This is a genomic window from Kitasatospora sp. NPDC056184 (genome assembly GCF_042268405.1).
Lineage (GTDB): Bacteria > Actinomycetota > Actinomycetes > Streptomycetales > Streptomycetaceae > Kitasatospora.
Window position 1 is genome coordinate 115,942 of record NZ_JBHJUI010000016.1, and the last position, 14,645, is coordinate 130,586.

The following is a 14,645-nucleotide window of genomic DNA, read 5'->3' on the forward strand; positions in this document are numbered from 1 at the left end:
CCCTAGGCCCTTTCGGTAATGGATGAAAGGGCCCAGGGGCTGTTACGTGCGGTGTGTCGGCGCTGCGGGGCAGCCGCTGTGCGCCGGCCTCAGACCAGGCTGTCCCGCCAGGCCTGGTGCAGCTGGGCGAAGCGTCCGGCCCCGTCGATCAGCTCGCGCGGGGTGCCGTCCTCGACGATCCGGCCCTGGTCCATCACCAGCACCCGGTCCGCGATCTCCACGGTGGAGAGGCGGTGGGCGATGATCACGGCCGTCCGGCCGGCCAGCACCGTGCGCATCGCCCGCTGCACCGCCTGCTCGCCGGGCACGTCCAGCGAACTGGTGGCCTCGTCCAGGATCAGCACCGCCGGGTCGGCGAGCAGCGCGCGGGCGAAGGCCACCAGCTGGCGCTGGCCGGCCGAGATCCGTCCGCCGCGCTTGCGCACGTCGGTGTCGTAGCCGTCCGGCAGCTCGGCGATGAAGTCGTGCGCGCCGATCGCCCGGGCGGCCGCCTCGACCTCGGCGCGGTCGGCGCCCGGGCGGCCGATCGCGATGTTCTCGGCGACCGTGCCGGAGAACAGGAAGGACTCCTGGGTCACCATCACCACCCCGCGCCGCAGCTCCGGCCCGGCCAGGTCGCGCAGGTCCACGCCGTCCAGGGTGATCCGGCCGTCGGTCGGGTCGTAGAACCGCGCGAGCAGCTTGGCCACCGTCGACTTCCCGGCCCCGGTCGCCCCCACCACGGCGACGGTCTGCCCGGCCGGCAGCACCAGGTCGAAGGGCGGCAGCACCTCCTTGCCGGTGCGGTAGGCGAACCGGGTCTTCTCGAAGTGGACCGCCCTGCCCTCGGTGCCGACGGCCGGGAGCTCCTTCGGCTCCGCGGGCTCGGCGACCGTCGGCTCGTGCGCGAGCAGGCCGGCGATCTTCTCCAGGGCGGCGGCGGCCGACTGGTAGCTGTTGAGGAACATCGCCAGCTGGTCGATCGGGTCGAACAGCCGGCGCAGGTAGAGCACGAAGGCGGTCAGCACGCCCAGCTCGACCGAGCCGTCGGTGACCAGGTAGGCGCCGAACAGCAGCACCGCGGTGGTCCACAGGTTGGCCGTCGAGCGGGAGAGGCCGACGTACCGGGCGATCTCCAGCAGGCCGTCCGCGGTGGCGGCGGCCGACTGCCGGTTCACCACGCCGAACGCGGCGTCGTTGGTCCGCTCGCGGCGGAAGGCCTTCACCGGGCGGATGCCGTTCATGGTCTCGGTGAAGCGGACGATCAGCGAGGCCGCCGAGGTGCGCGAGCGCCGGTAGACCAGGCGCGAGCGGCGCCGGAACGAGCGGGCGATCAGCCACAGCGGCAGGAAGGCGGCCAGCGAGGCCAGGCCGAGCCGCCAGTCCAGCACCAGCAGGATCACCGAGATGGAGCAGACCGACAGGAAGACCGTCAGCAGTTCCTGGAGCCCCTCGGAGAGCAGCTCGCGCAGCGCGTCCACGTCGCTGGTGGCGCGCGAGATGATCCGCCCCGAGGTGTACCGCTCGTGGAAGTCCAGGCTGAGCCGCTGGGCGTGCCGGAAGATCCGGCCGCGCAGCTCCAGCAGGATGTCCTGGTTGACCCGGGCGCTGATCTTGATGAACGACCACTGGAGCAGCGTGCCGATCAGCGCGCAGCCCAGGTAGGCGACGACCACCGCGATCAGCGGGCCGGCGTCGTCCTCGCGCAGGGCCGGGATGCCGCGGTCCATCGCGAAGGCGACCAGCAGCGGTCCGGCCTGCAGGGCGGCCTGCTGGAGCAGGATCACCGCCATGGCGGTGGCGACCCGGCCCCGGTGCGGGCCGAGCAGCGCGCGCAGCAGGGCGCGGGGCGCGCCGGGTGGGACGGGGATGTCCTCCTCGTCGGCCGGCGGGGGCGGCAGCTCCTCCTCGACCGGTCGGGCCGGTGCTGTCCGGGAGTCCTTCGTGCGGGCGTCGGCGGGTTCGACGGTGGTGGTCATCGGGCGGTGCTCCCCTCGGGGACGAGGGCGGCCTCGCCCGACATCAGTGCCCGGTAGTGCGCCGAGCGGTGCAGCAGTTCCTGGTGGGTGCCGACCGCCGAGATCCGGCCGTCGGCGAGGACGGCGACCCGGTCGGCGAGCAGCACGGTGCTCGGGCGGTGGGCGACCACCAGGGCGGTGGTGGACGCGAGGACCTGGCGCAGGGCGCGTTCGACCAGCGCCTCGGTGTGCACGTCCAGCGCGGAGAGCGGGTCGTCGAGCACCAGGAAGGCCGGGTCGCCGACCACCGCGCGGGCCAGTGCGAGCCGTTGGCGCTGGCCGCCGGACAGGCTCAGGCCCTGCTCGCCGACCTCGGTGGCGGCGCCCTCGGGCAGGCTCTCGACGAAGCCGGCCTGGGCGGTGGCGAGCGCGGCGTGCAGCCGGTCGTCGCCCGCGCCGGGGGCGCCCATCAGCACGTTCTCCCGGACGGTGGCGGAGAACAGGGTGGGCTCCTCGAAGGCGACCGCGACCAGTTCGCGCAGCCGGGAGCGGTCCAGCGCGCGGATGTCCCGGCCGTCGAGGGTGATGGTGCCGCCGGTGGCCTCGTAGAGGCGGGGGAGCAGGGCGGTCAGGGTGGTCTTGCCGCTGCCGGTGGCGCCGACCAGGGCCATCGTCTCGCCGCTGCGGATGTGCAGGTCGATGCCGCGGAGCAGGTCAGGGGTGTCGGCGGGGGCGTCCGGGTAGCGGAAGCGGACGCCGGTGAGCCGGATGCCGTCGGGGCCCCCGGTGTTCCCGGCGCCCGCGGTGTTCCCGGCGTTCCCGGTGTGCTCCGGGCTGTCCGCGGTCTCCGGGTTCTCCGCGTCGGGCTCGTCCAGCACCTCGAAGAAGCGGTCGGTGGCGGTGGCGGCCTCGTTGGCGTAGGCCAGCAGCCAGCCCAGCGACTCGACCGGCCAGCGCAGCGCGAGCGCGGTGGAGAGGAAGGCGACCAGGGTGCCGGCGCTCAGCTCGTCGTGCGCGACCAGGTAGGCGCCGGCCGCGAGAGCGCAGCCGAGGGCGAGCTCGGGCAGGCCGACGATGACCGCCCAGAGGTTGGCGAGCAGACCGGCCTTCTTGAGCTCGGTGCGGCGCAGGTCGTGCGAGCGTTCGCGGAACCGTTCCGCCATCGAGCGGTGGCGGCCGAAGGCCTTGAGGATCCGGATCCCGAGGACGGACTCCTCGACGACGGTGGCGAGGTCGCCGTTCTGGTCCTGCGCCAGGCGGGAGGCGCCCGAGTAGCCGGCCTCGAAGCGGCGGGTGAGCACGAACAGCGGGACGGCCGGGCCGAGCGCGATCAGGGCGAGCCGCCAGTCCTGGGTGAACATCAGGGCGGTGCCGGCCAGGAAGGTCACCGTGTTGACGATGAGGAAGACCAGCGGGAAGGCCAGGAACAGCCGCATGGTGTACATGTCGGAGGTCGCGCGCGAGAGCAGCTGGCCGGATCCCCAGCGGTCGTGGAAGGAGACCGGCAGCCGCTGCAGCTTGGCGAAGAGGTCGCCGCGCATCGCCGTCTCGACCCCGGCCAGCGGCCGGGCCAGCACCACGCGGCGGGTGTAGAAGAGGGCGGCCTCGGCGAGGCCGAGCAGGACCAGCAGGACGGCCGGCTGCCAGAGGCCGTCGAGGTCGCGGTCGGCGATCGGGCCGTCGACGATGCGGCCGAGGACGGTCGGCACGATCAGCGTGCTGAGCGCGGCGACCAGGGCGGCGGTCACCGAGACGGCCAGCCGGGTGCGGATCGGGCGGACGTACGGCCACAGGCGCAGCAGCGAGCGCACCGTCGACCGGCGGGGGGCGGGCGGTGCGGAGTCGGGTGTGGCGTCGGGGGCCTGGTTCTCGGACATCGCGGTGAGGGTAGGCCGGGTGCCCGTCATTTCTCATCCGGTTTTTCGGACCTGTCGTCGATTACCGGCCAGCCGACACGCCGGGAAGGGCGGTGCGGAGGAGGCGCAGCGAGCGTCCGTCGAGCAGGAGGGTGTGCTGGGGGAGGTGCCGTCCGGTGGGGCCGGTGCCGTCCTCGGCGGCCGTGTCGACGACCGTCTCGTACCCGGTGCCGTCGGCGGCCCAGGGTGCGCCGGGCAGGGTGAAGGGGAGCGGCCGCGGTCCGGCGTTGAGCAGCAGCAGGAAGCTGTCGTCCAGCAGCGGGCGGCCGCACGCGTCGCGTTCGGACATCGCGGTGCCGGACAGCAGCATGCCGAGGGCCGCGGTCGGCGCGAACCAGTCGGCCTCGGTCATCTCCCGGCCGAGCGGGGTGAACCAGGCGAGGTCGGGGCGCCCGCCCGGGGCGGCGGCGCGGCCGGAGAAGAAGGCCCGCTGCCGCAGCACGGGGTGGCGGCGGCGGAGCCGGACCAGCCCGGCGGTGAACGCGGACAGGCCGCGCCAGGCGGGGTCGTCGAGCAGCGACCAGTCCAGCCAGCTGACCTCGTTGTCCTGGCAGTAGGCGTTGTTGTTGCCGCCCTGGGTGCGGCCGAACTCGTCCCCGGCGGTGAGCATCGGGACGCCGGCGGAGAGCAGCAGGGTGGCGGTCAGGTTGCGCAGCTGGCGGCGGCGCAGGGCGGTGACGGCGGGGTCCGCGCGCTCGCCCTCGGCGCCGTGGTTCCACGAGCGGTTGTCGTCGGTGCCGTCCCGGTTGGCCTCGCCGTTGGCCTCGTTGTGCTTGCGGTCGTAGGAGACGAGGTCGCGCAGGGTGAAGCCGTCGTGCGCGGTCACGTAGTTGACGGAGGCGTACGGGCGCCGTCCGGCGTGCTGGTAGAGGTCGGAGGAGCCGGAGAGGCGGTAGCCGAGTTCCCGGACGTCGGGGCGGGCGCCGCGCCAGAAGTCGCGCACGGTGTCGCGGTAGCGGTCGTTCCACTCGGCCCACGGTGGCGGGAAGCCGCCCACCTGGTAGCCGCCCGGGCCGACGTCCCAGGGCTCGGCGATCAGCTTCACCCGGTTGAGCAGCGGGTCCTGGGCGATGGCGGTGAGCAGCGGGTGGTCCATGGTGACGTCGTTGCCGCCGCCGTTGCCGCCGCCGCGGGTGAGGGCGGCGGCGAGGTCGAAGCGGAAGCCGTCCACGCCCATCTCGTGCACCCAGTACCGCAGCGAGTCGGTGATCAGCCGGATCACCTGGGGGCGGCGGGTGTCCAGGGTGTTGCCGCAGCCGGTGTAGTCGGCGTAGCCGCGCGGGCGGTTGGGCGGCAGGCGGTAGTGGCCGGCGTTGTCGATGCCGCGCAGGAACAGCGAGGGCCCCATCTCGGAGCCCTCGGCGGTGTGGTTGTAGACGACGTCGAGGATCACCTCGATGCCGGCGGCGTGCAGGGCGCGGACCATCCGCTTGAACTCGCCGACCTGGCCGCCGCGCGAGCCGGAGGCGGAGTAGCCGGCGTGCGGGGCGAAGTAGCCGACCGTGTTGTAGCCCCAGTAGTTGACGAGGCCGCGGGCCTGGAGGTGGTCCTCGCTGACGTGCTGGTGGACGGGGAGCAGTTCGACCGCGGTGACGCCGAGGCCGGTGAGGTGGGCGAGGGCGGCGGGGTGGGCGAGGCCGGCGTAGGTGCCGCGCAGGGCGGGCGGGACGTCGGGGTGGCGGAGGGTGAAGCCGCGGACGTGCAGTTCGTAGAGGACGGTCTCGGCCCAGGGGGTCTTGGGGCGGTGGTCGTCGGACCAGTCGTCGTCGTCCCGGACGACGACGGATCTGGGCACGTACGGGGCCGAGTCGCGGTTGTCCCGGACGGTGTCGGCGACGTCCGCCTCTGGCCAGCCGCGGACGGCGGCGCAGGCGGCGTCGTGGGAGGTGTAGGTGCCGTCGATGGCGCGGGCGTAGGGGTCGAGCAGCAGCTTGGCCGGGTTCCACCGGGCGCCGGTCCACGGGTCCCAGCGGCCGTGCACGCGGTAGCCGTAACGGGTGCCGGGGAGGACGCCGGGGACGAAGCCGTGCCAGGTCCGGGCGTCCTGCTCGGTGAGGCGCAGGCGGGTCTCGTGGCCGTCGTCGTCGAAGAGGCAGAGGTCGACGGCCTCGGCGCCGGCGGCCCAGAGGGCGAAGTTGGTGCCGGGGCGGCCGTCCGGGCCGGGGTGGAAGCGGGCGCCGAGCGGCTGCCGGCTGCCCGGCCACGGCACCGCACCGCCGGGCTGCGCGCGTACGGCGGTCGCCGACTCCTGCCCTGACGCCATGGCGGTGCCCTCCCTGACGGGGTGTCCCGGACCCCGTGGGGTCTCTCATTCCCTGTTCGCGCCGGACGGAAGCGGCTGAACACCGTCTTACCGGCAGATGGCGCCCGTGCGCACGCCCGGCCTCCCGCCCCCGCCCGGCCTCCCGCGCTCCGCCCCGGGGGGAATATGTCGACCGGTCTACAGAATCCGGGGTGTGCGCGGGAGTAGGAAGTCGGCGGGTCCGACTTCCTGCTCCGGGCGGGGTGGTGAGGGGTGCGCGGGAGTGGAAAGTCGGGCGGGCCGACTTTCCACTCCCGGGGGCAGGAGGTCTGTAGACCGGTCTACATAAAAAGCCGGGGCGGGGGATGGCGTGTCGGCGTGTCCTGGTGGGGAGCGGCCTCGTTGTGGGAGGTAGTGGACGGAGACGGGGGGAGGCCCCGAGATGTGGGTACGGCGGCTGGCGGCGCTGGGCTGCTGCCTGGCGGTACTGGCCGGGTGTGCCGGGGGCGGCGGCGCGGCGGGGGGCACGAGTGGTGACGCGGCCTCGACGGGTGGTCCGGCCGGTCCGCCGCCGGCCTCCCGGGCGTCGATCACCGCCGTGCCCGCCGACGACGCCCAGAACCTGCCGCCCGAGGGCCCGGTCCGGGTGACGGTCGCGCAGGGCCGGCTGGTCTCCGTCCGGCTCGCCGACGCCCGCGGCGGCGAGGTCCCCGGCTCGCTCTCCGCGGACGGCACCAGCTGGACCCCGGACGGCCCGCTGCCGCTGGCCACCGCGTTCACCCTGGACGCCGTGGCCGAGGACGACCAGGGCCTGCGGGCGGCCCAGCACACCGACTTCTCGACGATGGCCCGCGCGCACACCTTCGTCGCCTTCTTCACCCCCGAGGACGGCTCCACGGTGGGCGTCGGCATGCCGGTGTCGCTGCGGTTCAGCCGCCCGATCACCGACCGGGCCGCGGTGGAGCGCGCGATCGCGGTGACCGCCGACCCGCCGGTGGAGGTGGCCGCGCACTGGTTCGGCGGCCAGCGCCTGGATTTCCGCCCCCGGGAGTACTGGGCGCCGGGCACCAGGGTCTCGGTCGCGCTGCGACTCAAGGACGTGCAGGGCGCGCCGGGCGAGTTCGGCACCCAGAGCAAGGACGTCCGGTTCACCGTCGGCCGGGCCCAGGTGTCCACCGTCGACCTGGACGCCCACACCCTCACCGTCCGGGCCGGCCAGGGCGGCAAGGCGGTGCGCACGCTCAAGGTGTCCGGTGGGGACGCCAGGCACACGACGTACCGGGGCGTCCTGGTGGTGTCCGAGAAGTACAAGGTCACCCGGATGAACTCGCAGACCGTCGGGATGGGCGACGAGTACGACATCAAGGACGTGCCGCACGCGATGCGGCTGACCAACTCCGGCACCTTCGTGCACGGCAACTACTGGGCCAGCTCGTCGGTGTTCGGCAGCGCCAACACCAGCCACGGCTGCATCGGCCTGGCCGACGTCAAGGGCGGGTCGAGCGGCGAGACCCCGGCGGGCTGGCTGTTCGAGCACACGATCCCGGGCGACGTGTTCGAGGTGAAGGCCTCGGCCGGGGACGTCGTCCCGCCGAACAACGGGCTGAACGGCTGGAACCTGCCCTGGGCGCAGTGGGTGGCCGGGAGCGCCCTCCAGCCCGGCGCGAGCCCTTCCGCGAGCCCCGCCCCGAGCCCTTCCGCGAGCCCGTCCATGAGCTCCGCTCCGGGCCCGTCCGCGACCCCTGCCCCGGGCCCCGCCCCGAGCCCGTCCGTGACCCCGACCCCGAGCCCCGCCCCGGCCGTCACCCCCTGACGCCCATGTGCGGATGATCTTCACCGGCGTTCACCGGCAGCCTCCCCAGGATTCACCCGTTCGGCCCAGCTATCCTGCTTGCCGCGCCGAAGACCGGTGCGAAAGATCGCCGGTCCGGTGCAACCCGTCCGGGCGAACAGGGCGTCCATCAGGATGAACACCGGGAGGGGAGAAACCGTGAAGCCGGTTAGGGCGGCCGACGCCGCAATACGTACCACCGTCACCCGCCGCCGCGCGCGTCAGAGCGCGGTGGCATTGGCGATGGGCGGTGTCCTGCTGCTCACCGCGGCCTGCAGCAGCGGCGGCGACGACAAGAACGCCGGTGGCGGCGGTGCGGCCACGACCGCCGGCGCCAACGGGGAGGCCGGCAACGGCACCCCGGCACCGGCCCAGTCCTCGACCGCGCCGAAGACGTCCGCCGCCGTGGTGACCGTCGAGCCCAAGGACGGCGCCCAGGACGTCGCTCCCGACGGCGCGCTCAAGGTCGCCGTGGCCAACGGCAAGCTCACCACGGTCGAGGTGACCGACAAGGAGGGCAAGCCGGTCGCCGGCGCCATCACCCCGGACGGCAGCGGCTGGAAGCCGAGCGCCGCGCTGGCGGTCGGCATGGCGTACAAGGTGAACGCCCAGGCCACCGACGCCGACGGCCTGGTGGCCGCGTCCACCACCACCTTCACCACGCTGACGCCCGCGAAGACCGTCTCCACCAACGACAACATCGCCGACAAGGCCACCTACGGCGTCGGCATGATCGTCTCGGTCGTCTTCAACAAGGACATCAAGAACAAGGACGCGGTCGTCCAGGGCATCACCTTCGAGACCAGCAACGGCACGACGGTCAAGGGCCACTGGTTCGGCTCGCGCCGACTGGACTTCCGCCCCGAGAAATACTGGGAGCCGGGCACCAAGGTCACCATCAAGTACCGGCTGAAGAACGTCGAGATCGCCCCGGGCGTCTACGGCGACATCGACAAGGACGAGCCGTTCACCATCGGCCGCTCCCAGGTGTCCGTCGCCGACTCGTCCACCCACCAGATGACGGTGACCAGGGACGGCGCGAGCCACACCGTGCCGGTGACCCTCGGCGACGAGAAGAACCCGTCGTGGAACGGCACCATGGTGATCTCCAGCAAGGAGAAGGTCACCCGGATGAACTCGCAGACCGTCGGCCTCGGCGGCGAGTACGACATCCCGGACGTGCCGCACGCGATGCGGCTGACCACCTCCGGCACCTTCGTGCACGGCAACTACTGGGCGAGCCCGTTCGGCAAGGTCAACGCCAGCCACGGCTGCATCTCGATGCAGGACGAGAAGGGCGGCAGCGACAGCTCGGTGGCGGGCAAGTTCTTCAACGACTCGATGGTCGGCGACGTCGTCGTCATCAAGAACTCCAAGGAGAAGACCGTCGCCCCCGACAACGGCCTGAGCGGCTGGAACATCGGCTGGGCGAACTGGTAGGCCCTACCCGTCGGTAGACACCGTCGGTCACCGTACGACGACGCCCGGTCCGATCCTCCCGCGTGGGGGTCGGACCGGTCGCGTTCTCCCCCGGATCGCGCCCCGGATCGTGCCCCGGACGGCGCAACCTTTCCGGTGGTCGGCGCGTGTATCTGTCGAACAGCGGGACACGAGGGAGGGAGTCGACGGTGAAGTCGATACGCAGGGCGGTGGCGGCCGGTCTGGTCGGGGGTGCGCTGGTGCTGACCAGCGCCTGCGGCGGGGGCGGCGGGAACGGGGGCGCGGCCAAGGCGGAGCTGGGCGCGGGCGGGGCCGCGGGGGCCCCGTCGGCGTCGGCCCCAGCGGCGGCGGCGTCGCCGGGCGCGCCCGCCGCGAGTGCCGCGCCCAAGGTGTCGCAGGCCGTGGTGGACATCCAGCCGAAGACCGGCGCGGTGGACGTCGCCCCGGACGGCACCCTCAAGGTCGCGGTCTCCGGCGGCAGGCTCACCACCGTCAAGGTGAGCGACAGGGCCGGCCAGGAGGTGGCCGGCGCGATCGCCGCCGACGGGTCGAGCTGGAGCCCGTCCGGCCCGCTCGCGGTCGGCACCGCCTACCAGGTGAGCGCGCTGGCGGCGGACTCCGGCGGCGTGGTCGCCTCGGCGGACAGCAGCTTCACCACGCTCACGCCCGAGCGCGAGGCGAAGGCGAGCGACAACATCGAGGACGGCGCCACCTACGGCGTGGGCATGATCGTCTCGGTCTCCTTCGACAAGGACGTGAAGAACAAGGAGGCGGTGGCCAAGGGCATCACCTTCATGACCAGCGACGGCACGGCGGTGAAGGGCCACTGGTTCGGCAGCCGTCGGCTGGACTTCCGCCCCGAGAAGTACTGGGCCCCGGGGACGAAGGTCACCGTCCAGTACCGGCTGAAGAGCGTGGAGATCGCCCCGGGCGTCTACGGGGGAGTCGACCGGGACGAGCCCTTCACTATCGGGCGATCCCAGATTTCGACGGTTGACGCCAAGACGCACGAGATGACGGTGGTCCAGAGCGGTCGGAGCTCGGTCGTCGAGATCACCTCCGGCTCGCCGGAGCACCCGACCTGGAACGGCACCATGGTCGTCATGTCGAAGGAGGGCGTGGTGCGGATGCAGTCCAGCACCCTGCCCGGGATGACCGGCGAGCCCTACGACCTCCAGGTGCCGCACTCCATGCGGCTCACCGACTCGGGCACCTACGTGCACGGCAACTACTGGAGCAACGCCTTCGGCGAGGACAACGTCAGCCACGGCTGCGTGGGCCTGAAGGACGTCAAGGGCGGCGGCTCGGGGACCTCGGCGGGCACGTTCTACGACGGCTCGCTCATCGGGGACGTCGTGACCGTGCAGAACTCCACGCGCGGCCAGGTCGCGCCGGACAACGGCCTCAGCGGCTGGAACCTCGACTGGAGCGCCTGGTAGCACGCGCCGCCCCGTGGCCCGGACCTGCCCGAACGCGGGTTCGGGTTGCACGCGGCATATGCCGAAACACCCAGTGATCGTTTGCTCATTGTCCGTACGCGGCCGCTTGCGTTCCGCAATGATGGTCCGCATGGCGGGTTGGGGCGAAACAGATCAGTCATCACTTCCGGGATCCAGCTTGGTCGCTGACGTGTCGCGGGCACCGTTCCGGGACGCCCTCGCGGCCCTGGAACGGCTCAGCTCCGAGGAGCTGGAGCAGTTGTACGTCGGAAAGCTGTGCGACCGGGACGCGCCGCGCGAGGTGCGGCTGCCGTCCCGGCCGGCGACCGGCCCGTTGGCGCGCAGGCTGGTGCTCGCGGCCCTGGAGAACTGGGACCTGCACCAGCACCTGGAGGTCGGCGAGTTACTCACCAGCGAACTCGTCGCCAATGCGCTGCGGCACGCGGCCGGCCGGACGATCGGACTGCACGTGGCGCGCAAGCCGGGCTGGGTCAGGGTGGAGGTGCGGGACTCCTCGCGGGCGCTGCCGTGCATGATCGTGGCGGAGCCGCTGCCGGCCACCGAGCGCGGGCGCGGGCTGCAGGTGGTCGACGACCTGGCGGACCGCTGGGGCGCCGACCTGCTGCCGCGCGGCAAGGGCGTCTGGTTCGAGCTGAAGGTCCGCGAGCGGGCGGTCTGAGCCCGTCCGCTCCGGGAAAACACGCGGGGCCCCCGACTTCGCCGTGGTCCGGCGGCTGGGGGCCCCTGCAGGTCATCGCGCCGGCCAAGGGGGTGCGTGCCGCGCGATGGGCGTCGGCCGTGCCAGGTCGGGCCGGCCGAAGTCATCGTCGCCGAGGGCGCGTGCCAGTTGCCGGCGTCCGCCCTCGGACATCTCGACTATCGCATGGATCTCAGCATGTGGGCAAACCAGGTGGCTTCGATTTCAAGGTTTGTAACTTAGTTCACCTTGGGAATTTGCATAGGTTCACGCCAGCGCCTGAGATTATTCATGATCGACACTATGTGGCCTCCGGGAACGGTGCGCCCGGGCCGGGGAGCCGGCGGCCGCCGTCCTCGGTGATCCGCCCTTGACCTGAAGTCGGCTTCAGCTCCTAGGGTCGTCCCCCGACCGCCGGTGATCGGCCGGCGGCGCCCATCGAGGGGGATTCGCCGTGACCACCGCTGACAGCGTCGTTCCCGACCGCTACCGCTACGCCGTCGTCCCGCACATCATGGTCGGCGACGCCGCGGCGGCGATCGACTTCTACGTGCGGGCCTTCGGGGCCCGCGAGGACATCCGGATCGACGCGCCCGGGGGCGGGGTGCTGCACGCGGAGATCAGCATCGGGCGGTCCGTGCTGATGCTCGGGGACGGCGGAGCGGACGGGGCGCCGTTCACCGCCCCGTCCGCGCTCGGCGGCACGAGCGTCGCCCTGCACGTCTACGTGCCGGACGTCGACGCCCTCGCCGCGCGGGCCGAGGCGGCCGGCGCGGACGTCCTCCAGCCGCCGACCGACATGTTCCACGGCGACCGCACCGCCGTCCTCAAGGACCCCTCGGGCCACGTGTGGATCTTCCTGACCCACCTGGAGGACCTCTCGGCCGAGGAGCTCCACCGCCGCCTGCCCGCCGGCTGACGGGCCGCGGCGGCGCTCAGCCGCGCGGGGGCAGGACGTTCTCGGCGTACTCGGGGGCGACGTTGCCCGGCGGGCCGTAGTCGCAGACGACGTAGGTCTCGTACCAGGTGTCGCCGCGGCCGTGGGCGCGGGCGCAGCCGAGGCGGGTGGAGGACTTCCAGACCAGCTGGGTGAACAGGCCGGTGGCGGTGGAGTAGCCGGGCTTGCCGTAGTCGTAGTTCCCGGCCTGCGCGTACCAGGTGTCGACGGCCCGGCGGCAGGTGGCCGGGCCGGGGGCGGTGGAGCCGAACCAGGACTGGTTCTCGCCGTACGCGGGGTCGAGGCCGGCGTGGCCGCCGGAGAGGCGCTCGGAGGTCGACAGGCGGGCGGCGCGGGTCCTGGCGTGCTCCTGGACGGCGGGGTCCGGGGTCAGCGCGGGGACGCCGTGCCGGGCGCGGTACTCGTTGTGGGCGCGCAGGCAGTCGTCGGTGAAGGCGGCGTCGGTGGCGTCCGGCAGCGCGGCGCGGGCCGCGGCCGGGGTGGTGGCGGCCGCGGCCAGGACGGCGGCCAGCAGCAGGGTGGTGAGGGTGCGGACACCGTTTCGGGTGTGCTTCATCCGCGCTCCGGGGGCTCGTGGTGGTGGTGTTCCGCCACGATGGCAGCCACCGGAACCCCGGACGGGCCGGATGCGGAGCGGTTCACCCGGCCGAGTGAGCGCGCGGCCGTCCGGCATGCGGCCGCACGGCACGCGGCCGTACAGCGGGGAAGCGGCGAGGGCGTTGCCGGGTGCGCCGTCAGCACTCGATGACGTTGACGGCGAGGCCGCCGCGCGAGGTCTCCTTGTACTTGATCTTCATGTCGGCGCCGGTCTCCTTCATGGTCTTGATCGCCTTGTCGAGGGAGACGTGGTGGCGGCCGTCGCCGCGCAGGGCCATCCGGGCGGCGGTGACGGCCTTGACCGAGGCCATGCCGTTGCGCTCGATGCAGGGGATCTGGACCAGGCCGCCGACCGGGTCGCAGGTGAGGCCGAGGTTGTGCTCGATGCCGATCTCGGCGGCGTTCTCGACCTGCTCCGGGCTGCCGCCGAGGACCTCGGCGAGACCGCCGGCGGCCATCGAGCAGGCCGAGCCGACCTCGCCCTGGCAGCCGACCTCGGCGCCGGAGATGGAGGCGTTCTCCTTGAAGAGCATGCCGATGGCGCCCGCGGCGAGCAGGAAGCGGACGATGCCGTCCTCGTCGGCGCCCGGGATGAAGTTCAGGTAGTAGTGCAGGACGGCGGGGATGATGCCGGCCGCGCCGTTGGTCGGGGCGGTGACCACCCGGCGGCCGGAGGCGTTCTCCTCGTTGACCGCCATCGCGTAGAGGGTCACCCACTCCATGGCGTTGGCCGGGCCGATGCCCTCGGCGCGCAGCGCGCGGGCGGCCGCGGCGGCACGGCGGCGGACCTTGAGGCCGCCGGGGAGTATGCCCTCGCGGGACATGCCGGCCCGGACGCACTCCTGCATGACCCGCCAGATCTCCAGCAGCCCGGCGCGGATCTCCTCCTCGGTGCGCCAGGCCTTCTCGTTCTCCAGCATCAGGCCGGAGATCGACAGGCCGGTCTCCCGGGTGAGCCGGAGCAGCTCCTCGCCGGTGCGGAAGGGGTACTTCAGCGCGGTGTCGTCGGGCTTGACCCGGTCCGCGCCGATCGCGTCCTCGTCGACGACGAAGCCGCCGCCGACCGAGTAGTAGGTCTTCTCCAGCACGGTGGAGCCGTCGGCCCGGTACGCCCACAGCGTCATGCCGTTGGCGTGGTACGGCAGCGAGCGGCGCCGGTGCAGCACCAGCTGGGTGTCGGGGTCGAAGTCGATGGCGTGGACGCCGAGCAGGTGGATCCGCTTCTCTGCGGTGATCCGCTCGACGTCGCGGTCGGCCTGGTCGACGTCGACGGTGCGGGGGGAGGCGTTCTCCAGGCCCAGCAGCACCGCCTTGGGGGTGCCGTGGCCGTGGCCGGTGGCGCCCAGTGAGCCGTACAGCTCGGCGCGGACGGCCGTCACCTCGGCCAGCAGGCCGTCCGACTTCAGTCGGCGGGCGAACATCCGGGCGGCGCGCATCGGGCCGACGGTGTGGGAGCTGGACGGACCGATGCCGATGGAGAAGAGGTCGAAGACGCTGATGGCCACGGAGGGACGTCCTTGTCTGGTCTCGTGGGTGGTGCCGGCAGGGAGGGGAGGACGGCGGTGGCGGAAGGGGCGGTCGGGCGGCT

At 73.0% G+C, this 14,645-nt stretch carries 10 protein-coding genes; 5 read left to right on the forward strand and 5 right to left on the reverse strand.

Annotation, left to right across the window (positions count from 1 at the left end; all coding sequences use genetic code 11):
- Nucleotides 1–89: 89 nt before the first annotated feature.
- The 3 genes from ACFC0B_RS28135 to glgX form a co-directional block, all read right to left on the reverse strand.
- Nucleotides 90–1,958 (reverse strand): ABC transporter ATP-binding protein, encoded by a 1,869-nt coding sequence (locus tag ACFC0B_RS28135; RefSeq protein ID WP_376091579.1) that lies wholly within the window; start codon nt 1,956–1,958, stop codon nt 90–92.
- The gene (locus ACFC0B_RS28140) at nt 1,955–3,814 is read right to left on the reverse strand and encodes an ABC transporter ATP-binding protein (protein ID WP_376091582.1); all 1,860 of its coding nucleotides are present in this window, start codon (nt 3,812–3,814) and stop codon (nt 1,955–1,957) included. The genes ACFC0B_RS28135 and ACFC0B_RS28140 overlap by 4 nt, the downstream gene beginning before the upstream one ends.
- Nucleotides 3,815–3,875: 61 nt before the next feature.
- Nucleotides 3,876–6,116, reverse strand: coding sequence for a glycogen debranching protein GlgX (gene glgX / locus ACFC0B_RS28145; protein ID WP_376091585.1), 2,241 nt, complete (start codon nt 6,114–6,116; stop codon nt 3,876–3,878).
- Nucleotides 6,117–6,537: 421 nt separating this feature from the next.
- Between glgX and ACFC0B_RS28150 the strand changes: the two genes are divergently transcribed.
- From ACFC0B_RS28150 to ACFC0B_RS28170, 5 genes are all read left to right on the forward strand, one after another.
- Nucleotides 6,538–7,908 (forward strand): Ig-like domain-containing protein, encoded by a 1,371-nt coding sequence (locus tag ACFC0B_RS28150; RefSeq protein ID WP_376091588.1) that lies wholly within the window; start codon nt 6,538–6,540, stop codon nt 7,906–7,908.
- A 261-nt stretch (nt 7,909–8,169) separates the two neighbouring features.
- A complete protein-coding gene (locus ACFC0B_RS28155) occupies nt 8,170–9,366 on the forward strand; it encodes an Ig-like domain-containing protein (protein WP_376091591.1) in 1,197 nt (398 codons plus the stop codon).
- Between the two features lie 188 nt (nt 9,367–9,554).
- The gene (locus ACFC0B_RS28160; protein ID WP_376091594.1) at nt 9,555–10,805 is read left to right on the forward strand and encodes an Ig-like domain-containing protein; all 1,251 of its coding nucleotides are present in this window, start codon (nt 9,555–9,557) and stop codon (nt 10,803–10,805) included.
- Nucleotides 10,806–10,983: 178 nt separating this feature from the next.
- Nucleotides 10,984–11,484, forward strand: coding sequence for an ATP-binding protein (locus tag ACFC0B_RS28165; RefSeq protein ID WP_376091597.1), 501 nt, complete (start codon nt 10,984–10,986; stop codon nt 11,482–11,484).
- Nucleotides 11,485–12,016: 532 nt separating this feature from the next.
- Nucleotides 12,017–12,421, forward strand: a complete 405-nt coding sequence (locus ACFC0B_RS28170) for a VOC family protein (protein ID WP_376091720.1) — start codon at nt 12,017–12,019, stop codon at nt 12,419–12,421.
- 16 nt (nt 12,422–12,437) lie between these two features.
- Here the strand turns inward: ACFC0B_RS28170 and ACFC0B_RS28175 are convergent, their stop codons facing one another.
- Together ACFC0B_RS28175 and ACFC0B_RS28180 are read right to left on the reverse strand one after the other, a co-directional pair.
- Nucleotides 12,438–13,016: a CAP family protein gene (locus ACFC0B_RS28175; protein ID WP_376091600.1), complete on the reverse strand. Its 579-nt coding sequence runs from the start codon at nt 13,014–13,016 to the stop codon at nt 12,438–12,440.
- Nucleotides 13,017–13,194: 178 nt separating this feature from the next.
- Nucleotides 13,195–14,562 (reverse strand): L-serine ammonia-lyase, encoded by a 1,368-nt coding sequence (locus tag ACFC0B_RS28180; protein WP_376091603.1) that lies wholly within the window; start codon nt 14,560–14,562, stop codon nt 13,195–13,197.
- Nucleotides 14,563–14,645: the final 83 nt, after the last annotated feature.

Excerpts from the sequence above, each read along its gene's own strand:
- ACFC0B_RS28170 (WP_376091720.1), top strand. The coding sequence starts at position 12,017 with ATGGTCGGCGACGCCGCGGCGGCGATCGACTTCTACGTGCGGGCCTTC.
- ACFC0B_RS28175 (WP_376091600.1), bottom strand. The coding sequence starts at position 13,016 with ATGAAGCACACCCGAAACGGTGTCCGCACCCTCACCACCCTGCTGCTG.
- ACFC0B_RS28155 (WP_376091591.1), top strand. The coding sequence starts at position 8,170 with ATGGGCGGTGTCCTGCTGCTCACCGCGGCCTGCAGCAGCGGCGGCGAC.
- glgX (WP_376091585.1), bottom strand. The coding sequence starts at position 6,116 with ATGGCGTCAGGGCAGGAGTCGGCGACCGCCGTACGCGCGCAGCCCGGC.
- ACFC0B_RS28140 (WP_376091582.1), bottom strand. The coding sequence starts at position 3,814 with ATGTCCGAGAACCAGGCCCCCGACGCCACACCCGACTCCGCACCGCCC.
- ACFC0B_RS28135 (WP_376091579.1), bottom strand. The coding sequence starts at position 1,958 with ATGACCACCACCGTCGAACCCGCCGACGCCCGCACGAAGGACTCCCGG.
- ACFC0B_RS28150 (WP_376091588.1), top strand. The coding sequence starts at position 6,538 with ATGTGGGTACGGCGGCTGGCGGCGCTGGGCTGCTGCCTGGCGGTACTG.